Here is a 25,357-nt window from a genome sequence, read left to right as displayed (position 1 = left end):
GCCAGGGCCAGCGGGCGGGCTCAACGGCAAAAGCACCGGCCCAGCCGGTGCAACCAGGGCTTGCGCCAGCACAACAACAGGCTCACGCCCAGGCCACAAGGCACCAGGGCCAGCACCCAGAACAACGTCCCCATCGCCAGCCCCAGGCCGGCCTGCCCCACCAGCCATGCCAGGCCCGATGCCAACAACGCTGACAGGCGCAGCGTCCGAGTACCGGGGAACGCCTGCGGCTGCATCACTTGCCGCCAATGGCCGGCCTGACTCAGGGCCAGCAACGCCAGGCCCAGCGTCTGCAGACCCAACCCCACCCCGCTCGCCAACCACTCAGGCATCCTTGACCTCCGCCAACCTGCGCACAGCCGCGGCGCGCCGCCGCAGGCGCCAGCCCAGGCCGCCGGCAATCAGGGCGCAGGCCAGCAGTGCCAGATCGACACCGGCCACCGCCCACAAGCCCTGGCTGAGCGCTCGCCACGGATGATCACCCGTGCTCCAGGCGTTCGACAGCACGGCCAGCAGCGCCAGCGCGCTGATCGCCATGCACTGCGTCGCCCACGGCGCACGGGCCTGCGCGCAACGGCCAATCACCCACAGCGCGTGCAGCCCGGCCAGCAGCCAGGCGGCGAAGAACACCCGCACCTCCCACTCGGCACGCCCGCTCAAGGCCAACGGCAGCCAGCGGTTGGCCACCAGCATGGCCAAGGTGGCCAGGGGCATGCCGGTGATCAGCACGCTGCACAACAGGGTCACCGACATCCCGCCCGGCTCCCGGGCAGGCTGCTGCAGGCGGCGCTTGGCCAGCCAGTACAGCAGGCCGCTGGCAAGCATCACGCAACCGCTCAGGCCTGCGAAGAAGTACAGGGCGCGCAAGGCGGGCTGGTGGAAGTGCGCCACGTGCAGCCCGGCCAGCACATCCAGGGTCGCGGCCGCTGGCGGCAGCCGCGATTCATGCAGCAACCGTGCGCTGGCGCCGTCGAAGTACAGGATCTGCCCATCCAGGCTCAGGCGGTCAGCCAGGCTGCGGCTGACCTCGACATAGGCATTGGCGTCACCGGGATGCCAGACCCTGACGAACGCAGGCTCACCACCGCCCCAATGCTGGCGGGCCTGGGCCAGCATGCCGTCGAGCGAGGCCATTGGCCCTGGGGTGCCCGTCGCCGGGCGGCTGTAGGCGGCGTTGGCCTGCACCGCGAACTGCCCGGCCTGGCCTGGATACAGCGCATCGATGGCCGCCGGCAGGTACAGCGGGAACAGGATCAGCAGGCCGCTCAGCAGGATCAGCGCATGAAACGGCAAGGCGAACACGCCGGTCAGGTTGTGCAGGTCGAGCAACCGGCGGGGAGCCTTGTCGGCACGCAAGGTGAACAAGTCCTGGAACAGCCGCGCATGGATGCACACGCCGGCGATCAGGGCGATCAGCCCGACCATCGCGGCCAGGCCCAACAGCCGGGCACCGAGGTTCCAGGCATGGATGTTCAGGGTGTAATGAAGACGGTAGAAAAAGTCGCCGCCACGGCTACCGGCGGCGGCCAGCACGCCGTCGCCGCCAGGCTGCAGGAAGCGGCTGAAGCCTTCGCGCTCGACGCTCCAGGCCTGGAAGCGCAGCAGCGGGCGGCGCGCATCGGGCAACTCGACGTACCACTGCAGCAGCGCCTTGCCCTCGCTCAGGGCAGCCACCCGTGGCAGCACCTGCTGGTCCAGCGACAGCGGCGCGGGCGCCGGCGCCACCCGCAGCGCCGGCAGCATCCAGCTGTCCAGCTCGCGGTCGTACAACGCCAGGCTGCCCATGAAGAACGCGACCAGCAGCAGCGCGGAAAACCCCAGGCCCAGTACCCGGTGCGCCCATAGCATGGCCTGGCGGACACTGTCGAACATCAGCTCGCCCCCGCCAGCGCGCGCAGCGTCGCCAGCATCACCAGCGACACAGCGGCCAGGCACAGGCTGTTGCGCACCAGCCGCCGCGCGCACAACAACCAAAGCACCAGTGGCGGATAGAGCACGAAGGCGGCGATAGAGCTGCTCAGCACCGCCTCGCTGGGCGCTTGCCCAAGCCAGGCCAGGGCCAGCGCGGCCAGGGCGCTGAGTGGCCAGATGAACAGGTAGGCCAGCAGCAAGGCCAGCAGCAGCCACAACCCGCGCTGTCGGCCCCGGACGCTTGCCTTGTGTGACGCCGGTCGTTTCACCCTGTTCTCCTCGTTGCTTCACGGTGTTTCGACGCCCCAACAAACACGCCCCCGCCGGTGCCCTGCTGGATCAGCTGGGCACCGGCGGGGGCGTGCTTGCCGAGCATTGATGCTCGGCAGCGGCGCCGACGCAGTATGCCGGGCGGCGCCGCTGCTGTCGCGGGTCAGAACTTGGCGCGCAAGGTCAGCGATACCGCGCGAGGGTCACCGAAGATGTTCCCATCCTGGAAGGTGTTGATGCGCTGGTAGTACTTCTTGTTGGTCAGGTTGGTGCCGAGCAGGTCAGCCGACAGGTTCTCGTTGATCTGGTAGCCGATACCTGCGTCGTACAACGCGTAGCCGCTCTGCTGCAGCTTGGTGCCTTCCATGCCGATGCCGGGAACGTGCAGCTTGTTGTAGGTTTCGCTGACAACGCTCACGCCGCCCTGCACGCTCCACTTCTCGAGCTCGCCAGGCAGCTTGTACAGGGACCAGACCCGCAGCATGTTTTTCGGCAGGTAAGTCTGCAGCTGCTCGTTGGGGCTGTCGTAGCGCTTGTAGGTGTGGGTGAAGTTGGCGGTGAGGAACCAGTCAGGCGTCATCTGTCCGGTCACTTCCAGCTCGTAGCCACGGGTACGCGCCTTGCCACCGGCCACCACGGCCCGCGAGTTCGGGTCGTTCATGTCGGGGATGGCGCGGTTCTCTTCCTCGATCTGGAAGGCCGCCAGCGAGGCATTCACCGCGCCGTCGAGGAACTCACCCTTGATGCCGAGCTCGTGCTGCTTGCCTTCGATCGGCTCGATGATGTTGTTGTTGATGTCCAGGTTGCTGACCGGCTGCGGGTTGAACACCTCGGCGTAGTTGGCGTACAGCGAGTAGTTTTCGTTCAGCTCGTAGATCAGCCCGTAGAACGGGGTGAACTTCTGCGACTCGCTCTGGCTGGCCTTTTCCGACGGCGAGCCGGCCTCTGGCTGGTGCTGGCTGCGGTGCATGTCGAGCCAGGTGACACGGCCGCCCAGGACCAGGGTCAGCGGGTCGGCGAGGCTGATGCGCATGTTGCCGTAGACCGCCTTGGAGCGGGTGTTGGCGACGTTGGTCGGCAGGCGGTCGGCATCCGGGAACGCCGGGTAGCCGAAGCTCGGCTGCGGGTCGTAGAGGTCCACGTCACCGAGGAAGCTGGAGAAGTAGCCGCCGTTGGAGGCGAACTCCGAACGCGAATAGTTGGTCCCCACCAACAGCTTGTGTTCACGACCGAACAGGCTGAACGGGCCGTCGGCGTACAGGTCGACTTCGTCCTGTTTCTCGCGGTAGTCGAACATGATCGAGTTCATCGACACCAGGTTGTCGGCCGGGTCGATGCCACCGCCATTGCGGGCGTAGGCCTGGGTCAGGTCGTAGTTGTTGTCGGCGTGGCGCACCGACAGCTTGGTCTTCCAGTCGCCGCCGAGCTGATGCTCGAGCTCGGTGAACACCGCGGTGCTCCAGAAGTAATCGCGGTTCCAGTTGGCGCCGTAGAAATTCTTGCGCGAGACGTCCGGCAGCGACATGGCCGCTTCGCCGGCGGCGTTGGTGTAGCGGAACGCCGGCAGCGAGCGCTGGGCGCCACGGATGTCGGTGTTCTGGTTGCTGGCACCGATGGTCCAGACGGTGTCCGGGGTCAGGTCGATGTCGACGATGCCGTAGGCCTGGCTGGTCTCACGCTTGCCGCTGCCATCGTAGGGGAACGCTGTCTTGTTCTCGCTGAGCACCAGGCGGCCACGGATGTTGCCGGCTTCGGTCAACGGCCCGGTGACATCGACCATGCCACGGTAGGCGTCCCAGGAGCCGGCGCTGATTTCTGCCGATACCGCCGCGTCAGCCTGCGGGCGCTTGCGCACCAGGTTGATGCTGCCACCCGAACCACCGGCGCCGGTCAGGCTGCCGGACGGCCCCTTGAGCACTTCGACGCGGTCGTACATGGTCAGGTCCGGCGACAGGAAGATCCGGTTGTCCATGGTGGTCGGCGTGCCGTCCAACTGCAGCGAGGTGATCTCGAAACCGCGCGAAAAGAAGCTCAGGCGGCTGGCGTCGATGCGCTGCACGGTCACACCGCCCACTTTGCCCAGGGCATCCTCGAGGGTGTAGAGGTTCTGCTTCTGGATGCGTTCCTGACCGATGACGTTGATGGTCTGCGGCACTTCCTTCAGGCGCAGCGGCACCTTGGTGCCCACCGAGACCGTCGGCGCTTCGGTCTGCATACCGACGATGGTCTGGTCAGGCAGTGTGATGGACGCCGGCGGCGCCTTTTCCTCGGTGCTTTCCTCGGCCCAGACCGCCGGGGCGAGCAGCATGCCGCTGCTCACCAGCGGCACCAGCAGCCAGTTACCCGCCTTGCCTGGCTGGCGCCCCTTTTCAACTTGACTCATATCGCAAGCTCCTGTGCATGGCCTTTTTCGGGCCATTATTTTTTTAAGTGTTGTGCTATGAAAATCGCGCGCCGGTCACACCGGCGCCGGCAGTTCGCTGGACGCGCCTGCCCCGCTGCCGAGGGCAACAGGGTCATAGGGATAGAGCTGGCCGCCGTCGCACTTGAGCACGCGGTCGGCAATGGCGAAGTAGTGATCGTCGTGGCTGATGGCGATGATGGTCTTGCCCTGCGCCTTGAGCTCGGGCAGCAGCTCGCGGTAGAAGAACGCCCGGAAGCCCGGGTCCTGGTCGGCGGCCCACTCGTCGAGCAGCAGGATCGGCCGCTCCTCGACCAGCGCCACCAGCAGGGCCAGGCGCTTGCGCTGGCCCTGGGACAGGCGGGTGGTGGACAACCCGCCCTGGGCGTCGATGCTGACCTTGCGCTGCATGCGCAGGCGCTCAAGCCAGGCCTGGGCCAGTTGCGGGTCGAAATCGCCCTGGGGGCCGACCAGGCGCTCGAACAGGTAGAAGGTGGAGAACACCGTGGAGAAATGCGCGCGGTACCAGTCGCGCAACGCCGGGGTGATCGCCACGCCTTGCAGCTTGAGGGTGCCGGCACTGGGTTCGTAGAGGCCGGTGAGCAGCTTGGCCAAGGTCGACTTGCCGCTGCCGTTGCCACCGACGATGAACAGGATCTCGCCCTTGGCGATACTCAGGTTCACCGGCCCCAGACGGAAGCCATATTCGTCGGCCTGGTGCGGGTAGTCGTAGCTCAGGGCCTGCAGCTCGAGCATCGGCTGGCCGCTATCGACCTCGCCGCCGCTGGCCGAGGGTGCCTCGCGGTAGTCGGCGAAGGCCAGGGTCTGGATCTTGGCCAGGGACACGTTGCCGGCCACCAGGGTCGGCAGGCTGCCGATCAGGTCGTTGAGCGGCATGCGCAGGAACATCAGCACCAGCACGAAGGCGCCGATCACCCCATTGCTCACCCCCAGCCAGGTGCCCGCGGCGAACAGCCCGCCGGCCAGGGCGAGGATCAGCGCCACGGTCCAGTTCAGGCTCAAGGTCCAGTAGCGGTCGGCGTGCACCTCGTTGCGCCGCGCGTATTCGGCCGCCGGTTGCAGGTCGAGGGTGTAGAAGCGCTCCTTGCGCTGGGCATTGAGGGCCAGCTCGAATCGCCCCTCGATGGCACCCTGGTAAGCGGCATACAGGCGATCGTCGGTTTCCCGCACGCGCGTCATCAGTTGGCGCATCTTGGCGAACCAGCCATGGGCCAGCCAGGTGCCCAGGCCCAGGCCAACCGCGCAGATCAGCAGCAACTGCCAGGACAGCCAGGCCATGTACAGGCAGCCCCCCAGCATCAGGACCAGGTTGTAGAACACGAACGGCATGCGGTTGAAGGCCTGGCCAATACTGACGATGTCCTTGCTCAGGGTCGCGTACAGGCTGGCTTCGCCGATCTTTTCCAGTTGCTCGATGGAGGTGTCCAGCAGGCGCTTGACCATCTGCAGGCGCAGTTCGTAGACCACCCGGTGGCCCAGGGCCGTGAGCAATGCCTGGGAACCGAAACCGCAACCGAACAGCAGCACCAACAGGCCGAAGAACTTGGCCCCCAGGGCCAGGTTCATGCTGACGCTGCCGGCGATCAGCCGGTTGATCTCGTTGATCAGGCCGATGCCGGCCGCCGCGCTGATCAGGCTGGCCAGCAAGCCCAGGCTGAGCAGGGCGCGATGACGCTTGAGTAGTGATAGAAACAGGGTCATGCGAAATCCTCGGGGTGGCCTGTGCAATGGCCCAAATGGTTCACTCGAAGGCGAGCAGCAGCTTTTCGATCTCGGCCAGCTCATCGACGACCGGCGTGGCGCAGGCCTGCTCGATCACCGTGGCCATGTCGGCCAGCACCGGATTGGCGAACAACTGGGCCAGGGCGACCTCACAGGCGAAGTGCTGGCGGATGCGCGCCTGGATCCTCACCAGTTGCAGGGACTGCGCCCCCAGGCGGAACAGCTCGGCGCGCGGGGCGATGGGCCAGATACCGAGCACCTCGCGCCAGATATGCGCCAGGCCTTCCTGCCATGGACCGGCCAAGGCTTCGTCATCAGCTTCGCCGGCACCCTCCCACTCGGGCTCGGGCAAGGCCTTGCGGTCAACCTTGCCATTGGCATTCAGGGGCAGGCAGCCCAGGATCACGAACGCGCTCGGCACCATGTAGGCCGGCAGGCGCTCGCGCAGCTGCTGCTGCGCCCAGGCGCTGTCGAACGCGCCCGCGCCGTGGCACAGATAGGCCACCAGCAGTTCCTGGCCTGCCGGCGCCCGGCACAGGGTGACCACCGCCTGGGAGACACCCGGCAGGGCCACCAGCGCGCTTTCGATCTCACCCAGTTCGATTCGGAAACCGCGCAGCTTGACCTGGAAGTCGCTGCGCCCGAGAAACTCCAGGCTGCCATCTTCGCGCAGGCACGCCCGGTCGCCGGTGCGGTACAGGCGGCTGCCGGCCCCGCACCCCGGCGCCAACGGCTGGACGAAGGGGTTGGGCACGAAGGCGGCGGCGGTAAGCTGCGGACGGTCGGCGTAGCCACGGGCCACGCCGGCGCCACCGATGTACAGGTCGCCCGCCACACCCACCGGCTGCGGCTCGAGGTAGTCGTCGAGCACATACAAGCGGTTGTTGGCCAGCGGTCGGCCGATGGGCAGGATCGCGCGGGTGACGGCTTCGACGGCCTGTACCGCCGACCACACAGTGGTCTCGGTCGGGCCATAGACGTTCAGCAGGCGTACCTGGCGGGCCAGCAGGCGCTCGGCCAGCTCGGCCTTGAGCGCTTCGCCGCCGCACAGCAGGCGCAGCCCGGCCCAGGCCGGCGAGTCGTGCTCGACCAGCATCTGCCAGGTGGCTGGCGTGGCCTGCATGACATTGATGCCGTGGCGCTGCATCAAGCCGAGCAATGCGCCCGGGTCGAGGCTATCCGCGCGGCTGGCCAGCACCACGGCAGCGCCATGCACCAGCGGTAGGAACAGCTCCAGCCCGGCGATGTCGAAGCCCAGGGTGGTCACCGCCAGTAGCCGGTCGGCGGCGCTCAGTTGCACATGGGCCTGGATGCCATGGAGGAAGTTGACGAACGCCTCGCGCTCGATGTCGACGCCCTTGGGGCGCCCGGTGGAGCCGGAGGTATACAGGGTGTAGGCCAGTTGCCGAGGGTGTACCGGCAGCCCGAGGCCGCTCTGGGGCAGCCGTGCAAGCTCGCTGTCCAGGGTTTCCAGCAGTACCACCCGGGCCGTGCTGCCCACCACCTGCCGCAGGTTCGCCCGGGTCAGCACCAGCCGAGGACGGGCCTGGCCAATGATGTCGCTGTTGCGCGCGGCCGGTTGGCCGGGGTCGATCGGCAGGTAGGCGCCACCGGCCTTGTGCACTGCCAGCAGCGCCACCAGCAGGTCGGGCTCGCGCTCCAGGCAGATCCCCACCCGCTCGTCGCAACCCACCCCATTGGCCACCAGCCAATGGGCCAGGCGGTTGGCCCGGGCATCGAGGTCGGCGTAGCTCAGGGTCTGCTCGCCGCAGATCAGCGCACAGCGCTGCGGCGCGGCCGCGACCTGGCGCTCGAACAGCGCCAGCATGTCCTCGCCCGGTACCAGTGCCTGCTCGCTGGCGTTCCAGCCGTCGAGCTGGCGGGTGCGCTGGGCCGGATCGAGCAGCGGCAACTGCCACACCGGGGTGTCGGGCTGGTTCATCAGGCCGTCGAGCAGCAGGCTGTAGCCGGCCGCGAGGCGTTCGATGGTCGCCGGGGCGAACAGCTCCAGGCTGTATTCCAGCTCACAGAAGATGCCGTCGGGGCGTACCGCGGCATCTAGGGTCAGGTCGAACTTGGCGCTGTCCTGCGCCGGCAGGACACGCTCGATCTGCAGCCCCGGCAAGCTGAAGTTCACCGCCGCGCCGCTGCTGAGGTTGAACATGGCCTGGAACACCGGGGTACGGCTGGCGTCGCGCTCGACGTCGAGGTGTTCGAGCAGCAGCTCGAACGGCATCTCGGCGTGCTGCAGGGCGTCGAGGGACTCCTGGCGCAGCCGCTCGCACAGCATGCGGCCGGTCAACCGCGGGCCCAGGTCAACGCGGTAGACCAGGGTGTTGACGAAGAAGCCCAGCAGCTCGTCGAGCTCTTCACGGTTGCGCCCGCCATGGGGCACGCCCACCGCGAAGGCCTGCTGGCCGCTATGGCGAGCCAGCAGCAGTTGCCAGGCCGCCAGCAGGATCACCAGGGCGCTGCTGCCGCTGCTGCGGCAGAAGGCCTGGACCTGCTCGGCCTGCGCCTCTGGCAGTTGCCAGCGCAGGCGCTGCCCGCGCAAGCCCTGCTGCGCGGGGCGAGGGAAATCGGTGGGCAGTTCGAGCACCGGTACCTGGCTGCCCAGGTAGTGTTTCCAGTAGTCAAGGTCGGCCTGGGGCCCGGCGCCCCCCAGGCGCTCGCGCTGCCACAGCGCGTAATCGATGTATTGCACCGCCAGCGGCGGCAGGCGCGGGGTGTCGCCGCGCAGCGCCTGGGCATAGGCGCTGGCCAGGTCGGCCACGAGGATCGGGTTGGACCAGGCGTCGCTGACGATGTGGTGCATCTTCAGCAACAGCCCGTGACAGGCGGCGTCATAGCGGATCAGCTCGACCTTGAGCAGCGGCGCCTGGGACAAGTCGAAGGCAATGCCATCCTCGATGCTCAGCAAGCCCTGCAGATGTTCGCGCCGCTCGGCTTCAGCCACACCTGGCATGGCCCGCTCGTGCAGGACGAACACGGCCTCGGCCAGCAACTCCTGGCGCGGCTCGCCATCGACCTCGATGAAGCGCGTGCGCAGCACCCCATGCCGCTCGACCAGGGCGCTGAACGCCTGGCGCAGGGCCTGGACGTTCAGCTCGCCGTTGAACAGGAAGGCACGGGCAAGGTTGTAGGCAGTGGAAAGCGGCGCCATGCGCTGCAGGAACCACAGGCGTTGCTGCGCGAAGGAAAGGAGCTGCGGACCGTCATGGGCGCGCGATACGAGCGGGTCTGGCTGCGCCTGGACATCGCTTTGCAGGAGGGCAAACAACGCTTCATCAAGATTGTCCATCGGCGCTCATACTTCCTTATAAAAACCGACCAGCTATTTGTGCGCGAGATGTTATTCGCAAATGATAATTGATGTCAATTGAGTAAAATACTCACTACCTCTGCTGCCGCGCAAGGCGCTTCTAGCCACTCCTGCATCGTATACAACCACCTAGACGAGTCCTGTGCCTCGCCTATCACCATCATCACATTTAAAAATGAAGGGACCGTTTTTCATTTAACGCATGTCTGAAAGCAGTCTGCCAACTCAAGGTAAATACCAGATCCCCAGAAGGATTTTGCCATGAGACCTCCCTGCCTATTGCTCATATGCTCAGTACCACTTGGCGCCTTCGCTCAAGACATTCGTGAAAATTCGGATTTTGGCTTGATGCAGCGGCAGATCGATGCCATCGAGCTGTTGGCCGATCGAGCTCGTAGCAGCGCTACCGGTGCTGACCGAGTTCGTTATCGCTTCGACTATCCCAGGTTGACTGCGGACTTGGAGCGCGTGCGGGACGGTATCAACAACTATCTGTCGCCTTCCCGCGCGCAGCCAGCTGACCTGGTCGAGCTGAGCGGCGATTACCGTGCCGATGCGCTTCATTCGAGTAACTCCGATGAGCATGAGTGATGCCCAACTTAGCGCGTTCTCTGCCGTGGCCGGGTTTACGCCGCAACTCAGCTCGGCGCTATGGCGCTCATCGGTGTTGGTGCTCGCGTTGCTCTGGTGCACCTGGGCGCTGTGGACCGGCTACCGCGGTTGGGCGGCCGGCAACCTCAATTTTGGCGCACTCGGCGGCAGCACGCTGCGCCTAGCACTCGCCCTGATCGTGCTGATGTTTTTCATGCTGTCGTAATCCGGAGGCCCTGCCATGAAACTCTTCCACCATCGCCACCGCCCGCTTCTCCTGCTGCGGGAATTCTGTTCGAAAGTCCTGTTCGGCGGCCTGGTTTTGCTGAGCTCGACATTTGCCAGGGCCGACCTGCCGACCATGGAGGCCCCCTCTCGGGGTGAAGGTTCGGGGTTGATCGATACCATCAAGAACTACGCCTACGACGGCGGGATCCTACTCGGACTGTTGATCGCCACCCTCGCCTTCCTTGGCGTGGCCTGGCATTCGCTCACGGTTTACGCCGACGTACAGAACCAGCGGAAGACCTGGAAGGACCTCGGCGCCGTGGTCGGGGTCGGCGCGCTGCTGGTGGTGGTGATCCTGTGGTTCCTCACTAAAGCCGCGACTATTCTGTGAGGTCCGCATGTCCGACACCCCTGCCACGCTGCCTGACGGCACGCTGACCTTCCTGCCGGAGCGCCTTAACCGTGACCCAGCGGTCCTGCGCGGCCTCACCAACGACGAGATGTGGGTATCCCTGATCGTCGGTGCCGGGCTTGGTGTGATCTTCGGTGCGCCGCTGGCGGTGGCTACCGCCTCCATCGCCACCCTCCCCACCTGCATGTTCGTCTGCATGGCGTTGGTGTTGCTCGGCGGCGGCAAGCTGCTGCGCCGGGCCAAGCGCGCCCGCCCGGAAACCTGGTTGTACCGGCGCCTGCAGTGGCACCTGGCGGTGCACTGGGGCATCAGTTCGCACCAACTGATCCTGCATTCGGGTCCGTGGACCGTGCGTCGGACGCGCCGGCATAGGAGGGCCAACCCATGAGCCGCTTCCGCAACAAGGTGGATGCGCAGCAGGCGCATATTTTCAGCCTGCGCCTTGCCGTGGCCATCCTGGCACTGCTGTGCTGCGGGCTGTGGTACGGCTGGCAGGCAGCGCCCTCCGAACTCACCATTCACGTACCGCCTGATCTGCGCTCAGGCAGCACGCGCAAGTGGTGGGATGTGCCGCCCGAGAACATCTACGCCTTCGCCCTGTACATCTTCGGACAACTCAACCGCTGGCCCACCGACGGTGAGGTCGACTACCACCGTGCCATCTTTGCTCTGCAGCCCTACCTGACACCTGCGTGCAAGACATTCTTCGACGGTGACTTCGAATATCGCAAGGCCGCCGGCGAACTGCGTGGCCGGGTGCGCGGGGTGTATGAGGTACTAGGGCGTGGCTACAGCGACGACCCCGACCTCCGCGTGAAGCAGCTGGATAAGCACAGCTGGCTGGTCAAGCTCGACCTCAACGCCGACGAGTACTACGCCGCCGAGCCGGTGAAACGCGTGGTGGTGCGCTATCCGCTGCGGGTGGTGCGCTTTGACGTCGACCCCGAGCGCAACAAATGGGGCCTGGCGCTGGACTGCTACGAAGGCACACCGCAGAAGCTGACGCTGCCGGGAGGTGCGTGATGATGCGTGTCTTGATCCTGATTCTAGTGGCGGCCACCGGCTGGTGTTCAGCGGTCGGCGCCGTCGAGGTGAAATACTGGGACCGCCTGCCCTTGGCCGTTCCGCTCACGGTGGGTCAGGAGCGGGTCCTGATGCTCGATGATGACGTTCGCGTTGGACTGCCCAGTGCGATCGCCAGCAAGCTGCGCGTGCAATCCGTCGGCGGCACGGTGTATCTACGCGCCGCAGAAGCGCTCCCCCCTACCCGGCTGCAGCTGCAGTCGGTGAAGACGGGCGACATCATCCTGATCGATATCGAGGCGCTCGACGGCAACGAGGCGCTGGAGCCGGTCAAGATCGTGGCCAAGACTCAGGTGCCGGACGCAGAGACCAAAAAAGATGCAGCACCCGTGGCGACGCCAGTACCGGTGGTGCTTACCCGTTATGCCGCGCAGAACCTCTATGCACCTCTGCGTACCGTGGCGCCATTGCCTGGTGTACGGCGTCTGCCGCTGACCGACTCCATCGCGTTCAGCACCTTGCTGCCCACCGAGCGGGTTTCGATCAAGGCGCTTGCTGCGTGGCGTCTGGGTGACTACTGGGTGACGGCGGTGAAGATCGTGAATCGAGGCCCCGGCAAGGTCGCGCTCGATCCGCGTCACCTGCAGGCCACGCTGTACGCCGCAACGTTCCAGCACGCAGACCTTGGCCTCGCCGGCACGCCTGAAGACACCACCGTGGCCTACCTCGTCACCCGCGGTGGGGACCTGAAACACGCGCTGCTGTTGCCCCCGCCTACACCAGAGGCTGCCGATCATGAAAGCTAACAGCCTGCTGAAGTGGTTGGTGCCAGGGGTTCTGCTGGGCATCGTGCTGATCATCGGCAAATCCTGGCTGACCACGCCGAACGGCCAGCCCGCTCATGATCCAGACAAGACCACGCTCAGCGCGGAACAGGCTAAGGCCCTGGGCATCGCGGGCGACACCCCACGCGACACCGTGGCCACACTGATCGGCCAGGTCAAGGCGATGCGCAGCGAGATGCAGACACTGAAGAAAGGCAACGATGCCCTGCAAACCGAGAACAACCGGCTGCGCTCGCGCGAAGGCAATATCGACACGCGCATCCAGAGCACCTTGAGCAGCGTCACCCAGCAGGTCACCGAGCAGCGTCAGCAGGCCAATGATGCCCGGCAGAAGGCTGAGCAGCAGCACCGCGAAACCCAGGGCCTGCTGTCCAGGCTCAAGGACCAGCTCACCAGCAAGCCGGCCACCAAGTCTGATGTACCCGCCGGCTTCGGGCTTGAGCCCGGCGACGAGCAACAGTTTTCCGGTGCGCAATCGGCGCCTGACGCAGTGCAGTGGATCGAGCCGTCGAATGCTCGCTTCGGCCAGGGCGATGCCAGCAAAGCTGACGGTCCGCTGTCATCGCTGACGTCGACGTTCAAGGACCTGCACGGCCTGGACAACAACGTCATTGATCGAGGCCAGGACCGTTTGCGTGCCGTCGCCAAAGGCGAGCGTGACTCGGAGAATGCCCAGGATCGCACCGAAGACGCTCGGCCCGTTTACACCCTCCCCGAAAACTCGACGCTGATGGGCTCGATCGCCATGACCGCGCTGATTGGCCGGGTGCCGGTAGACGGCACCGTGAACGACCCTTATCCGTTCAAAGTGCTGGTGGGCCCGGACAACCTTACCGCCAACGGCATCGACCTGCCGGACGTGGTCGGCGCGGTCATGAGCGGCACCGCCGCTGGCGACTGGACGCTGTCCTGCGTGCGCGGCCAGGTCGAGTCGATCACCTTTGTCTTCAACGATGGCACCGTCCGCACGGTGCCACAGCCGCAGAAGGTCGTCAGCCGCAATCGCAGCAGCACCCAGACCTCCGATACCGAGAAGATCCGCGGCGGGCTGGGCTACATCTCCGATCCCTACGGCATTCCCTGCATCTCCGGGGAGCGCCGCTCCAACGCCCAGCAATACCTGGGCAGCCAGAGCCTGATCACCGCGGCCGGTGCCGGCTTCGCTGCGGCCCTGGGCAGCGAGCAGACCAATACCTCGTTCATCAACTCCGCCAGCGGTAGCCTGGGCTTGACCCAGAACAGCGGCAACAGTGCGCTGAACTCGGTGATCAGCGGCGGCATTGGCGACATCCGTGAATGGATCAACAAGCTTTACGGCGAAGCCTTTGCAGCCATCTACGTTCCGCCCGGGGCCAAGGTGGCTCTGCACCTGGATCACGAGATCAGCATCGACTACGAACCCAAAGGCCGGAGAGTGAACCATGAAAGCCCATCCGTTTCGGTACTGGATCTGGATTAGCCTGCTGCTCGCCCTGCACCTGAGCGGCTGCTCCACCAGCAAGGAGGAAATGCTGCCCCACGGTGATCAAACCATGTTGGACATCTGGAACGGCGGTGGCTCCGTCGGTTCTCAGCAGCAGTTGCAGGCAGCGCGCGGCGAACTGCGCCGTCCGGTGCTCGACCCAGAGCTCCTGATAGGCGACCAAAGCGCGTACACGCGCACCGCCGCCAATGAGATCCGCGCCCAGTTCCCGCGCCTGCCCAATCCGGACCTGGTCATGTATGTGTACCCGCACCTGGCCGGTACCCAGCAGACCCCAGTGCCAGGCTACTCGACCGTGTTTCCATTGTACGAGAAGGTCCAGTACGCGCTGCCCGGCGAACGCCTGGACGATCTGTGATGACCGATGACCCGAGTCGCGACCCGCCACGCTGGAAGCCCTGGCGTGCTGCGGAACGCCGACGCGCTACGCTTGCCGACGATGCCGCCCAGTATGCGCACCATCCCAGCTTCACCGATCACCTGCCCTGGGTTGAATACCTCGAGGAGGAGCAGTGCTTTCTGCTCGACGATAACCGCTCCGTGGGCGCAGTGTTCGAGCTGCAGCCGATCGGTACCGAGGGTCGTGAGCCCGAGTGGTTGATGGCGGCCCGTGACGCCCTGGAGGATGCGCTGCAGGACAGCTTCGACGAACTGGACCAGGCGCCCTGGGTAGTGCAGTTCTTCTGTCAGGACGACAGTGACTTTGCCCCGTACCTCGAACGCCTGGAGCGCTATATCGCGCCGAGGGCTCGCGGCACACCGTTTACCCAAGCCTTCCTCGCTTCGATGCAGCGTCACCTCGAGGCCATTGCTAAACCGGGCGGGCTGTTCGACGACCATGTCGTGTCTCACCTGCCCTGGCGCGGCAGCAATCGGCGGATTCGCCTGGTGGTCTATCGCTGGATCGGGGACCAGGGTGACGATGACGGGCAGAGCCCGACTCAGTTGCTGAACCGCACCTGCGACCGCCTGGTGGCCTCGCTGCAGGCATGCGGGGTCAACCCTCGACGATTGACCGGCCGCGACTTCTACACCTGGTTGCTGCCCTGGTTCAATCCGTCTCCAGCCCTCACCGGCGAATCCCCCGCAGCGTTCTATCGACGCGTGCCCTATCCGGTGACGGACGACGGCGAGGATCTGCCGCTGCCGTTCGACCACTATTTCGCCGAGCGGCTGTTTTTCCAGGAACCGCGCTCCGATAGCGAACCGGGCCTCTGGTACTTCGATCAACAGCCCCATGCGGTGATGGTGGTCGACAAGCTGCGCAGGCCGCCGCATATCGGCCAGCTGACCGGCGAAACGCGCAAAGGCGAGGCGTTGAACGCCTTGTTCGATCAATTACCCGAGCAGGCGGTGATGAGCCTGACCCTGGTGATCACGCCCCAGGATGTGCTCGAAGAGCAGCTCAACCGCCTGGCACGTAAAGCCATCGGCGAGAATCTCGCCTCCACCCAGACCCGCCAAGACGTGGAAGAAGCGCGCGCGTTGATCGGGCGCCAGCACAAGCTGTACCGCGGCACATTGGCGTTGTATCTGCGCGGTGCGGATGAACAACAGCTGCGCCAACGCTCGATTCAGGCCGCCAATGTACTGCTCGGCGCCGGCCTGCAGCCGGTGCGCGAGGGCGATGAAGTGGCGGCGTGCAACAGCTACCTGCGCTGGCTGCCGATGGTCTACAACCCGGCCCGCGACACGCGCAACTGGTACACCCGGCTGTTGTTTGCCCAGCATGTCGCGAACCTGCTGCCGCTTTGGGGCCGCAGCATCGGTACCGGCAACCCGGGCATCACGTTCTTTAACCGTGGGGGCGCACCGCTGTCGTTTGACCCGTTGTCACGTTTCGACCGCTCCATGAATGGCCACCTGCTGCTGTTCGGGCCGACCGGCGCCGGCAAATCGGCCACACTGGTCTCGATCCTAATGCAGGTCATGGCCGTGTACCGGCCGCGGCTGTTCATCGTTGAAGCGGGCAACTCCTTTGGCCTGCAGGGCGACTACTTCGCCACGCTCGGCTTGTCCGTCAACAAGGTTCAGCTCAAACCCGGCAGTGGCTTAAGCCTGGCGCCGTTTGCCGATGCTCGCCGGCTGATCGAGCATCCGGATCAGGTCGCCAGCCTGTCGACCGAGGACCTGGATGAAACGGCGCCGGACGGTGATGAGCAGCGCGACGTGCTGGGCGAATTGGAGATCACCGCGCGGCTGATGATCACCGGTGGTGAAGCCAAGGAAGAGGCGCGTCTGACCCGCGCAGACCGCAGCTTGATCCGCGAGTGCATCCTTGATGCCGCTCAGCACTGCGCCTCGACCGAACAACAGGTGCTGACGCGGCATGTCCGCGATGCCTTGCGCCAGGTCGCCAGCGACGCCCATTTGCCGGACAAACGCCGGGAGCGTGCCCAGGAAATGGCCGAATCCATCGACCTGTTTTGCCAGGGTTTCGAGGGCGCCCTGTTTGACCGGCCCGGCACGCCCTGGCCAGAGAGCGATGTGACGATCGTCGACCTCGCCACTTACGCCCGTGAGGGTTACGAGGCGCAGATGTCGATCAGCTACATCAGCCTGATGAACACAGTGAACAACCTGGCCGAGCGCGACCAGTACCTGGGGCGACCGATCATCATGGTCACCGACGAAGGCCACATCATCACCAAGAATCCGCTACTCGCCCCTTTTGTGGTCAAGGGCACGAAGATGTGGCGCAAGCTCGGCGCTTGGTTCTGGCTGGCCACGCAGAACCTGGCCGACTTCCCCGACGCGGCGCAGACCATGCTCAACATGATCGAGTGGTGGATCTGCCTGAACATGCCGCCGGCGGAAATCGAGGAAATCGCCCGCTTCAAGAAACTCACGCCGGCTCAGAAGGCGCTGCTGCTCTCCGCGAGCAAGGCTTCGGGCAAGTACACCGAGGGCGTGGTCCTGTCGAAGAACCTCGAGACACTGTTCCGCGCAGTGCCGCCGAGCCTGTACCTCGCTCTGGCCATGACCGAGCCCGAGGAAAAGGCCCAGCGCTGGCGATTGATGGAAGAGCACCAGCAGTCCGAACTGGAAGCCGCTCTGCAGGTCGCAGCGGAGATCGACCGCCTGCGCGGCATGTTGTGACCGATACCGCCAGGACTGTCCGCAAGCCCTTAGCTCAGCAAAAAATCGACAAGAGCACATTTGTACTCCTTCGCTGTTTTACTCACCTCACGCTGCTGAATCAGGCGCCAGACGAAACCGATCACCCCGGGCTCGGTTTGTCCGTCCCTCTCCAGTGCCGGATCCGGGATGCTGAAACCTGGCGCATGGACGCACACCGCTGCCACCTGCCGAGCGTTGCCCATGAACGTGACCGCCTCCATCCACTGCAGATCACCGAAGCCCAGGAAGGCCGGCCGAAGTCGTGCCTTCCCCGCAGCGGTTCTGCTCGTCGCGACCGAGCAGTGCCTGGCACTGACTACCCCGACCATCATCGCCTCAGTCACTTCGCTACAGTGCCTGGAGTATCGGGTCGTCGGGATCTGCTACTGGCTGCTGTGCACGCCGTTCGGCTGCACGGTGCGCACCTCGCCGAAGATCCGTCACTTCATTCCCGAACTGGTGATATCGAGCTACGCCGACACCGGGGGCAATCCCTGGAGTGAGATGTCCGCACTGTCGATGCCGACGTCAGCCTCCCAAGGCGGTGGCAACCTGATCACGCCTTCGCTGCAGCGCGATAACCTTCCTCGGTTCAAGAATGTCGACGGCATCGGGCACCCCGGCGGGGCTGCCCTGACGGCCTTGGCGCACACGTTCGGCTATGCGTGCCCAAGCGGTGCCGTGCCGTTTGCGCCCTACTACCTCAGTACGCTCGACCCGCTGGCATGGCGCCAAGCTATTCCCGAATCCGTCTACTCGCAAGCACAGGTTCCGGGAGTGCGCGAGATCGGCAATCAGGCACTTGGCGACATGTGGGGTAGCGTCTACCCACGCCACGGTTTTCTGGTGCAGCCCGACGATTTCAAGGCGGGCGCCGTTATGGCTCAACGCGCCAGTGACTTCATCACTCGCGCTGGCCAGCCGCACGTCTATCGGCCGCTGCAGCCGATGCCAGCGCCCGGCTACTGGCCGCCGCAGCCGGTACTGGAGAACAACGTCAACAACCATCGCTGGCAGCTGCTCGTCCCGTTGATCCAGAACACCTGCGCCATCTTCCCCAGCCCAACGGTCCAAAGCGCCGACGGTGCCTATGCCTGGGCGCTGTGGCGTCCGTACCGCTGCTGCCAGCGCATGGGCCAGACCTTCCTGTTCAGCATCGATTTTGACGGAGGCCAGTGATGAAGAATCTCTCGCTCGGATTGCTGTGCTTCCTCGTCTATGCCGTGGGCCACGCCGCCGAGAACGGCTACCACCTTGGTGACCAGGCCCAGGTCCTGGACGACCGCGTGATGTACACCATCGGCGGTGGTTCTGCGGCAGGAGCGCCCTCCTCGCTCTACCGACCCAATGGCCTTGGCGTGGGCATGTCTTGGCGCGCCAACATGATGTGCGGAAACATGAACCTCTCGAACACCCTGCAGAACCAGCTCAATGGCGCCACCCAGGGTTTCCAGCAGATCATGGGCAACGTCATCCAGAACGCCACGCAGGCGGTCATGTCGCTGCCGGCGATGATCATCCAACGCGCCAATCCCGGGCTGTATGAGCTGCTGAGCAATGGTGTTCTGCAGGGACGGATCGACTTCGACCGATCCAAGCTCACCTGCCAGGCAATGGCGGCGAAGATGGCCGACAAGGTCGACCAGGCCGGCTGGGGCGCGCTGGCGCAGAACCAGGAAATGCAGCACAACCTGGAGCAGTCCGGCGGTGATGCCGTGACGGCGGTGAAGGACACCGAATCCAACAACGGCAACAACGGCGTCAGCTGGGTCGGTGGGCAAAAAGCCGGTGGCAACGCCCAGCAACCCATCCGGGTCACTTCGGACGTCGTCAAAGCCGGCTACAACCTGCTGCACAACCGGGCGGTCGAGGATACCTCAGCACTGGGTTCGAATTGCCAGAGCGGCGCCATCTGCCAAGCCTGGTCAAGTCCCGAGGAGGCCTCTGAGTGGGCGACGCGTGTGCTCGGGGAAACCGAGGTTCAAACCTGCGACGACTGCGAGACATTGCGGGTAACCGCTGGCACCGGCCTGTCGCCACTGATCCAGGAAACCTACACGGAAAACCTGGAAGGCTTGCAACGCATGGTTTCAGGCGCCGAGCAGCCAACACCGGCGAACCTGGGCAAGGTCTCCAGCCCGTTGCTGCAGGTCTCCCGCGGTGTCATCGAGGGGCTACGCGACGACCCCGACCAGAACCTCCTGGCCCGACGCCTGGCCAGCGAAACCGCACTATCGAGCGTGATCTACAAGGCGATGCTGCTGCAGCGCACGCTGTTTGCGGGCAGCCATGAGCCTAACGTGGCCTCGGCGCAGCCCGCCACCACTGCCCTCAACGGCAACGTCGAAACCCTCGAGCGCGAGATCCGCCTGCTGCAAACCGAGCTGCAGGTACGCCAGGCGCTGGCCACCAATACCGCCAGCCTTGTGCTCGATCGCCACGCCGGCGGTGCAGACGCCTCGCGTAGCATCGATCAGCGCGATCCGGAGCCGGATCGCCTGCGCCGAGCCGAACAGGAGAGGAGCACGCCATGATCTTGATTTCAGTGAGATCCACGTTCGCGCGTGTACTGCTGATCCTCGGCGCCATGCTGGTCATGTTGCTGATTGCTTGGATGGCGCTGCACCTGTCAATGACCCAGCTGAATTGGCTCAAACCGGCACGAGGGGCAGCGCCCTACTTCGCGTGCTGGCGCGCCGGTTGGGCCGCAGCGTTGCGCAGGCGGCCCACGCCTGCAGATCAACAAAGGCTGAAGCGCCTGGCATTGATCGGCTTCAGCTCGATCATCCTGGTCGAACTGTCTCGCGTGTGAGGTGCAACCATGAACATGAGCACCAACAGCTACCTCGAGTATTACCTTTCGCTGCTGGCCTGGATCATCAATAACGGCATCTGGAACACGCTGGCGGACACCGGGCTGTTCGCCGCTCCGTTCGGCGCGATCATCCTGCAGGAATGGCTGTCGGCCCGCCAACAGGGTGCCGACGAGGGCAACAAGGGGCTGTTGTCGATCCCTCGCGTCGAGAACAGGCTGTGGATGAGCTACGTGGTCATACTGTTTGGCTGCATGCCGTTCTTTCCGCTCAACCTGTCCTCCGTGAGCTTTGACGACGCAGCGAGCCAGCGCTGTGGCGTATCCATGGCCAAACCTGCGGATACGGCTTGGGGCACAACCTTCAACACCATCGGCGAGAAATCCGCGAACGTGCCCGTGTGGTGGTTCCTGGTGCATGCCATGAGCAAAGGCATCACCGCCGCGGCGACGGCGTCGATCCCGTGTGCACCCGACATCCGTGCAATGCGCATGGAGATCGACAGCTCGCGGATCAACGACCAAGTGCTGCTGCAGGAAGTTGCCGACTTCACCCGGGACTGCTACGGCTTTTCGCGCTCCCGGCTCTTTACCAATCGCCCTGAACTCGACGAAGCGCAGAGCTATGACGCGTCCTGGATCGGCTCGACCTACCTGCTCAATACACCGGGTTACTACGATACCGATCGCTCGCGAATGCCCAGGCTCGATTGGCCGTACGACGAGACGAGAGATACCTCGCTGCCCCAGCTCGACAATGGTGCTGGTTATCCCACCTGCAAGCAGTGGTGGAGCGATGGCGCGATCGGACTGCGAGACCGCTTGGTGGCCGAGGTGGATCCAACGCTGATGTCGCAACTGCGAGGTTGGCTGACCGGGCGTACGTCCACAGAGATCGAAGATGCCACCTTGCGCGAGCTGGTGAGCCCACGGCAGCAATCATTAAGCATGGCACCCGGGCAGGTGTTCCAGGACTACGGCAGCAGTGCCAGAGGTGGTTCACTGACGCAGGGTCTCAACAACTTGGCCACTAACACCGGCCTGGCCCTGGGCTCGTTCAGCAATTTCCCGGCGATGAATGCGCTGCGCGCGGCCTTGCCGATGGTACAGGCCTTTCTGATCATGGGCACCATCATCAGCTTGCCACTGGTGCTACTGATCAGCACCTACCAGTTGAAAGCGCTCATGACGATCACGTTTGCGCTGTTCACCCTACATATGCTGACGTTCTGGTGGGAGCTTGCGCGCTGGATAGATTCGAGCATGCTCGAAACCCTGTACAACCAGGTCTCTGCCACAGACCAAGCGCTGTTGTCGTTACCGACGGCAGGACTCATGGATGGGACGGTTACCGCGCAGGTAATCGAGTACGTCATGGGTGCAATGTTCATTGTATTGCCTGCATTGTTCGTAGGCACTATAAGCTGGGCAGGTTACGCCGTGGGAAATGGGATCCAGAGCATGTTGGCAAGTGGCGGCAAGAATGCAACCGACGCTGCAAGCAAAGGCACAGCGCAATTGACGAGTGCCGGCAAGAAATCAATCAGGTGACTTAAAGTTACCTATGTAATGGCCGTTGCTATCATAATCGCCAATATAGAGGTCAGCACCCAGAGCGTCTGGGACTGATTCTTCTCGACTTGTCACAGGTTCGGCGTTCTCCCACCAGCTTCGAACCAGAGCAACTGCCAGGCTGGTGATGATCAGCAAAGCAAAGGCGAGAGCTACTGCAGCAAGGCCGATCAGGCAAAGTAGCCTAACACCTGCAGTAACCCAAAGTTGTCTATGCGGTATTTGAGTCGAACGCTGAGAGCTTACTAATTTGGATGCCAAATTTCGCCAGGCTGTTCCAAGGCTAAAACCGATACGACCCGAAACTGAATGAGGACGGATTTTGCTATTCATGTTGCACCTCCACAGGCCGGTAGCCCGTTGGATCCAAGATTCAATTCTACTCCTTTCCGTCCCGCGAACAGCACCGCTCATCGTTCAGAATCGAACTGAAACATCGCCATGGAACAATGCGGAAACGGAGCCTGGCTTTACATCTGTCCCACCGTTGACCACAGCCAGCCTGCCTGATATTGAGTAAGGGCAATCGCTGGTTTTCCAGCATCCCAGGTAGCCATAACCTTTGAGGCTACGTCACGTATGTGATGGTTATCCCCAAATGCGATTCGCGTTCGGCAGCTCGCATGGTCACCGCTCCCCGGTGATGAACGCCTTCCAATCCCCCATAGCTCATTGAGCCCGCGTCTTTGACGCCCCCAAACCCAATCCATTCCAGTGCTGGGAATTCTCCCGCATGGGTGGCATTCCTCCGCACATTCTGGAGGATCTCATCATGCTGCGTTTCACAGGCACTGAACTTCACGCCGTATTGGCAGAGGCCGGTATCAACGGTTGCAGAGTGATACTGGTCAAAGACCACGGCGTCTACCTCATGTCAGAGGTTGGCGAAAGCAAACCAGATGGTGGTGGGCGTAAACGCGTGGCCTACGCCACCGGTTGCAACCCTGCCGTCGACGACTTCGACACCTGGTGGAGTCGCGCCCGCGATGAATTCGGCGGCGATGATTTTGCCGAGTACTTTGACGTTGATGATCCCGTTCTCGCCAGCCTTCGTGGCACTGCAGGATCGCTAGTGGTGGAGGCCACCTCCACCCACTTGTACCTGGCCGCCGAGGTTGATACTGCGGGAAAACCTTGAACGTAAAAGCGAGCACTTCGCGCTTCCCGATAGGCACCTAGCGGGCCTTTCGGGAGGCATTACACACTACGTTCAGGCTGAGTGGAGATCGCCGCTTGTCGGGAACTCAAGGCCGATAGTCTTCCTTGGAACGCCCTGGATAGAGCCGTTCAGAAGAGGTCATGATCGGAGATTGACCCCACGTGCAGGCGCGTTTTAATGGACGGACGCTCCCTGCTCGGTGGGTTGATCGGATCGGGCAATCCACACCAAACCTCAGAAAGGTGACGCGGAATCTGCTAACCGGAGACCACCATGTCCAGGATGAACCACCTTTCCACTGCCATTGTGCTGAGCCCAGGTGTCTGGCAGCAGTTCATTGAACCTGCCGCAGGCGAGGAGCCGGTTGGACAGTCCGCACTGCGCTTGGCTGGCCTACTCAATAGCGCGCTGACTTCTGCACCACTTGCCCTGCACCGTCCCGTAGCACTGCAACTCGACCTGCTGAGCAACGGCACTTCAGAAATTGCCCATCTGCCGCAGCTTCAGCTGGCTCGTGTAATACCACGCAGCGGGCCGGCTTTTTTACTCGTCCGACTGCCAGATGAGAGCGCGGTAGACATCGCCGCCCTCTGATCCACTCAGCACCGTCACTATCCCCTCTACCCCCACTGGGAACCCTTCCCGGCCGGGCAGCGTTCCCCCCTTCACGACCGGAGAACGCCATGTCCGATATCTACCTGGACGTCACCAACAAGATCGTCAGTGCCCTGAGCCAGGGCGTGATCCCTTGGATCAAACCTTGGACCACAGCAGGTTCGAGCGCTGACTCCCCATTCCCTATCAACGCCATTACCCGGCGCCCCTACGCCGGCATCAACGTTCCACTCTTGTGGGCTGAGGCCCGCCTGCGAGGGTTCACCCATGATCGCTGGCTGACCTTCAATCAGGCACGCAAGGCTGGCGGCCATGTGCGCAAGGGCGAGCAATCCACCCTCGCGGTGCTGTACAAACCGATGAGCAAGGAGGCGCATGACGAGGACGGCCAGGTCGTTCGCGATGAACAGGGCAACATCAAATTGGTGCAGTTCGCACTCCTGCGCACGCACTGCCTGTTCAACATTGAGCAGACCGAAGGCTTGCCTGACGAGGAGCCAGCCTCCATCGAGCACACTGAGCCCGCGGCCTTCATCGATCATGAACCGGCAGAGCAACTGCTGGTCGCCAGCGGGGCGCGCATCGAGCATCGCTACAGCGATGACGCGTTCTATCAGCCGATTCGTGATCTGATCCAACTGCCTACGAAAGCGCAGTTCGAAGACGTCGGCAGCTACTACGCAACGGCGCTGCATGAGCTGACGCACTGGTCGGGCCACCGTACTCGTCTGAACCGTGAAGGCATCACCGGTGGGCATGCATTCGGCTCCACGGCGTATGCCTTCGAGGAACTGGTCGCAGAAATGGGCGCCGCGTTTCTCTGCGCACTCACGGGTACCACAGGTGAGTTGCGTCACGAGGAATACCTGGCGTCCTGGCTTAAGATACTCAAGGAGGACAAGCGAGCCATTTTCCGCGCCAGTGGTCAGGCTCGAGAAGCTTCTGAGTACCTGTTGGCCTTGCAGTGTGACCAAGCCACGGATACGCCAGCTCGACTCACCGCGTGATTCCACCCACCCAACAAAAAGGCCCCTATCCGGGGCCTTTATTTTGTACGCAGCGCGACTTTTACCGCTGTCAGTAAATCAGTGATTACTGCACCCAGCTCTCAACGGTGTCCGAGCCGTGCTCCTGCTTCCACTGTTTGAGGATCTTGTGGTTGCCGCCCTTGGTTTCCACAACCTCACCGCTCTGTGGGTGCTTGTAGCGTTTCACCTCGCGAGGCTTGCGCTGGCTACTGCTGGACGCACTCGCGGTCTGTACGCTCAAGCTCTTGGCCGGATCAAGAATGCTGATCACCTGGCGCAGGCCCATGCCGTACTGTTCCAGCAACGCTTTGAGTTTCTGTTCAAACTCGATTTCCTGCTTCAAACCGGAGTCGTTTTTCATGGCATCCAGCTGTTGCAGCTGGGCGGCCAGTTGCGCTTCCAGTGCTTTGAACTCGGCAAGTTTGGACATGAATGATGTTCCTAGGTGTGGGACAAGTGCTGGGATAATAACTGAGACTGCGGATTTATCCGAGGGTTTACTTGAGGCGCACGCACTCTTGCGAGGTGCCGGTTAAAACGACCTCGCTTGGTCGCTCAATCAGACAAGTGCTGACACAGGTGCGCCACAAGTTGCCGAGGATTTGCGCTGTTTCCAATCTTGAACACGATATCGCGCTGGCTGCGGGGCAGCTTTTTCGCACAGCGCTTGGCTGCAGATCGGATGGCCGTGTCCGTGCCATGAATCCGATCGGCCAATAACACGACCAATACCGCATCACTCAACGTCATCCGCACCCCTGCTCTAGCAATCATGCCGGGCAGTCTACGCTCTGAACAAAGGGACCGCTATTCCGAGCGGCC

General features: G+C 63.7%; 26 protein-coding genes. 16 read left to right on the top strand and 10 right to left on the bottom strand.

Going from position 1 to position 25,357, the window contains the following annotated elements; all coding sequences use genetic code 11:
- Positions 1–20 precede the first annotated feature (20 nt).
- The 6 genes from HU737_RS06405 to HU737_RS06380 all read right to left on the bottom strand — a co-directional run bounded on the left by HU737_RS06405 (position 21) and on the right by HU737_RS06380 (position 9,626).
- Positions 21–332, bottom strand: coding sequence for a DUF3325 family protein (locus tag HU737_RS06405; protein WP_104961196.1), 312 nt, complete (start codon positions 330–332; stop codon positions 21–23).
- Positions 325–1,872 (bottom strand): PepSY-associated TM helix domain-containing protein, encoded by a 1,548-nt coding sequence (locus HU737_RS06400; RefSeq protein ID WP_186556094.1) that lies wholly within the window; start codon positions 1,870–1,872, stop codon positions 325–327. The genes HU737_RS06405 and HU737_RS06400 overlap by 8 nt, the downstream gene beginning before the upstream one ends.
- Complete coding sequence (locus HU737_RS06395) at positions 1,872–2,180, bottom strand: hypothetical protein (RefSeq protein WP_125859237.1); 309 nt, start codon at positions 2,178–2,180, stop codon at positions 1,872–1,874. Before HU737_RS06395 ends, HU737_RS06400 begins: the two co-directional genes overlap by 1 nt.
- A 164-nt stretch (positions 2,181–2,344) precedes the next feature.
- Positions 2,345–4,564 (bottom strand): TonB-dependent siderophore receptor, encoded by a 2,220-nt coding sequence (locus HU737_RS06390; RefSeq protein ID WP_104961193.1) that lies wholly within the window; start codon positions 4,562–4,564, stop codon positions 2,345–2,347.
- A 75-nt stretch (positions 4,565–4,639) separates the two neighbouring features.
- Complete coding sequence (locus tag HU737_RS06385) at positions 4,640–6,304, bottom strand: cyclic peptide export ABC transporter (protein ID WP_186556095.1); 1,665 nt, start codon at positions 6,302–6,304, stop codon at positions 4,640–4,642.
- Positions 6,305–6,344: 40 nt separating this feature from the next.
- Positions 6,345–9,626: a non-ribosomal peptide synthetase gene (locus HU737_RS06380; RefSeq protein WP_186556096.1), complete on the bottom strand. Its 3,282-nt coding sequence runs from the start codon at positions 9,624–9,626 to the stop codon at positions 6,345–6,347.
- Between the two features lie 282 nt (positions 9,627–9,908).
- Here HU737_RS06380 and HU737_RS06375 point away from each other — a divergent pair, with 282 nt between their 5' ends.
- The 9 genes from HU737_RS06375 to HU737_RS06335 are packed head-to-tail and all read left to right on the top strand — an operon-like array spanning position 9,909 to position 17,328.
- The gene (locus HU737_RS06375) at positions 9,909–10,238 is read left to right on the top strand and encodes an integrative conjugative element protein, RAQPRD family (RefSeq protein ID WP_186556097.1); all 330 of its coding nucleotides are present in this window, start codon (positions 9,909–9,911) and stop codon (positions 10,236–10,238) included.
- Positions 10,225–10,464: a TIGR03758 family integrating conjugative element protein gene (locus tag HU737_RS06370; RefSeq protein WP_186556098.1), complete on the top strand. Its 240-nt coding sequence runs from the start codon at positions 10,225–10,227 to the stop codon at positions 10,462–10,464. Before HU737_RS06375 ends, HU737_RS06370 begins: the two co-directional genes overlap by 14 nt.
- 15 nt (positions 10,465–10,479) lie before the next feature.
- On the top strand, positions 10,480–10,857 hold the full coding sequence (locus HU737_RS06365) for a TIGR03745 family integrating conjugative element membrane protein (RefSeq protein WP_186556099.1): 378 nt from the start codon (positions 10,480–10,482) through the stop codon (positions 10,855–10,857).
- Between the two features lie 7 nt (positions 10,858–10,864).
- Positions 10,865–11,266 (top strand): TIGR03750 family conjugal transfer protein, encoded by a 402-nt coding sequence (locus HU737_RS06360; RefSeq protein ID WP_186556100.1) that lies wholly within the window; start codon positions 10,865–10,867, stop codon positions 11,264–11,266.
- Positions 11,263–11,901: a PFL_4703 family integrating conjugative element protein gene (locus HU737_RS06355; RefSeq protein WP_186556101.1), complete on the top strand. Its 639-nt coding sequence runs from the start codon at positions 11,263–11,265 to the stop codon at positions 11,899–11,901. Before HU737_RS06360 ends, HU737_RS06355 begins: the two co-directional genes overlap by 4 nt.
- Complete coding sequence (locus HU737_RS06350; RefSeq protein ID WP_186556102.1) at positions 11,901–12,707, top strand: TIGR03749 family integrating conjugative element protein; 807 nt, start codon at positions 11,901–11,903, stop codon at positions 12,705–12,707. The genes HU737_RS06355 and HU737_RS06350 overlap by 1 nt, the downstream gene beginning before the upstream one ends.
- Complete coding sequence (locus HU737_RS06345) at positions 12,697–14,205, top strand: TIGR03752 family integrating conjugative element protein (protein WP_186556103.1); 1,509 nt, start codon at positions 12,697–12,699, stop codon at positions 14,203–14,205. Before HU737_RS06350 ends, HU737_RS06345 begins: the two co-directional genes overlap by 11 nt.
- Positions 14,168–14,587, top strand: coding sequence for a TIGR03751 family conjugal transfer lipoprotein (locus tag HU737_RS06340; protein ID WP_186556104.1), 420 nt, complete (start codon positions 14,168–14,170; stop codon positions 14,585–14,587). Before HU737_RS06345 ends, HU737_RS06340 begins: the two co-directional genes overlap by 38 nt.
- Entirely contained in the window at positions 14,587–17,328 is a 2,742-nt protein-coding gene (locus HU737_RS06335; protein ID WP_186556105.1) for a conjugative transfer ATPase, read from the top strand. Before HU737_RS06340 ends, HU737_RS06335 begins: the two co-directional genes overlap by 1 nt.
- Before the next feature lie 29 nt (positions 17,329–17,357).
- Here the strand turns inward: HU737_RS06335 and HU737_RS06330 are convergent, their stop codons facing one another.
- Positions 17,358–17,552 (bottom strand): hypothetical protein, encoded by a 195-nt coding sequence (locus tag HU737_RS06330; RefSeq protein WP_186556146.1) that lies wholly within the window; start codon positions 17,550–17,552, stop codon positions 17,358–17,360.
- Between HU737_RS06330 and HU737_RS06325 the strand changes: the two genes are divergently transcribed.
- From HU737_RS06325 to HU737_RS06310, 4 genes are read left to right on the top strand one after another with little or no spacing between them, the layout of a single operon-like run.
- Positions 17,551–18,528: a TIGR03756 family integrating conjugative element protein gene (locus tag HU737_RS06325; RefSeq protein ID WP_186556106.1), complete on the top strand. Its 978-nt coding sequence runs from the start codon at positions 17,551–17,553 to the stop codon at positions 18,526–18,528. The two genes, HU737_RS06330 and HU737_RS06325, sit on opposite strands and share 2 nt — an antisense overlap.
- Positions 18,528–19,883, top strand: a complete 1,356-nt coding sequence (locus HU737_RS06320; protein ID WP_186556107.1) for an integrating conjugative element protein — start codon at positions 18,528–18,530, stop codon at positions 19,881–19,883. The genes HU737_RS06325 and HU737_RS06320 overlap by 1 nt, the downstream gene beginning before the upstream one ends.
- Complete coding sequence (locus HU737_RS06315) at positions 19,880–20,161, top strand: hypothetical protein (RefSeq protein ID WP_186556108.1); 282 nt, start codon at positions 19,880–19,882, stop codon at positions 20,159–20,161. The genes HU737_RS06320 and HU737_RS06315 overlap by 4 nt, the downstream gene beginning before the upstream one ends.
- Before the next feature lie 9 nt (positions 20,162–20,170).
- Positions 20,171–21,712, top strand: a complete 1,542-nt coding sequence (locus HU737_RS06310; protein WP_186556109.1) for a conjugal transfer protein TraG N-terminal domain-containing protein — start codon at positions 20,171–20,173, stop codon at positions 21,710–21,712.
- Here the strand turns inward: HU737_RS06310 and HU737_RS26145 are convergent.
- A complete protein-coding gene (locus tag HU737_RS26145; RefSeq protein ID WP_225915587.1) occupies positions 21,701–22,066 on the bottom strand; it encodes a hypothetical protein in 366 nt (121 codons plus the stop codon). The genes HU737_RS06310 and HU737_RS26145 overlap by 12 nt on opposite strands.
- A 439-nt stretch (positions 22,067–22,505) precedes the next feature.
- Between HU737_RS26145 and HU737_RS06300 the strand changes: the two genes are divergently transcribed.
- The 3 genes from HU737_RS06300 (at position 22,506) to HU737_RS06290 (ending at position 24,514) form a co-directional block, all read left to right on the top strand.
- Complete coding sequence (locus tag HU737_RS06300; RefSeq protein WP_186556141.1) at positions 22,506–22,871, top strand: DUF3085 domain-containing protein; 366 nt, start codon at positions 22,506–22,508, stop codon at positions 22,869–22,871.
- Between the two features lie 294 nt (positions 22,872–23,165).
- Positions 23,166–23,486 (top strand): hypothetical protein, encoded by a 321-nt coding sequence (locus HU737_RS06295; RefSeq protein ID WP_225915586.1) that lies wholly within the window; start codon positions 23,166–23,168, stop codon positions 23,484–23,486.
- 89 nt (positions 23,487–23,575) lie between these two features.
- The gene (locus tag HU737_RS06290; RefSeq protein WP_186556110.1) at positions 23,576–24,514 is read left to right on the top strand and encodes an ArdC family protein; all 939 of its coding nucleotides are present in this window, start codon (positions 23,576–23,578) and stop codon (positions 24,512–24,514) included.
- An 85-nt stretch (positions 24,515–24,599) separates the two neighbouring features.
- Here the strand turns inward: HU737_RS06290 and HU737_RS06285 are convergent, their stop codons facing one another.
- Both HU737_RS06285 and HU737_RS26140 read right to left on the bottom strand, forming a co-directional pair.
- On the bottom strand, positions 24,600–24,965 hold the full coding sequence (locus tag HU737_RS06285; protein ID WP_186556111.1) for a histone-like nucleoid-structuring protein, MvaT/MvaU family: 366 nt from the start codon (positions 24,963–24,965) through the stop codon (positions 24,600–24,602).
- Positions 24,966–25,090: 125 nt separating this feature from the next.
- Positions 25,091–25,285 carry a DUF7740 domain-containing protein gene (locus HU737_RS26140; protein WP_225915585.1) on the bottom strand — a complete coding sequence of 65 codons (195 nt, stop codon included), beginning with the start codon at positions 25,283–25,285 and terminating at the stop codon, positions 25,091–25,093.
- Positions 25,286–25,357: the final 72 nt, after the last annotated feature.

The organism is Pseudomonas urmiensis, assembly GCF_014268815.2.
Classification (GTDB): Bacteria; Pseudomonadota; Gammaproteobacteria; order Pseudomonadales; family Pseudomonadaceae; genus Aquipseudomonas; species Aquipseudomonas urmiensis.
Note: the sequence above shows the minus strand (reverse complement) of the source record. Positions and strands in the feature narration are given on the sequence as shown.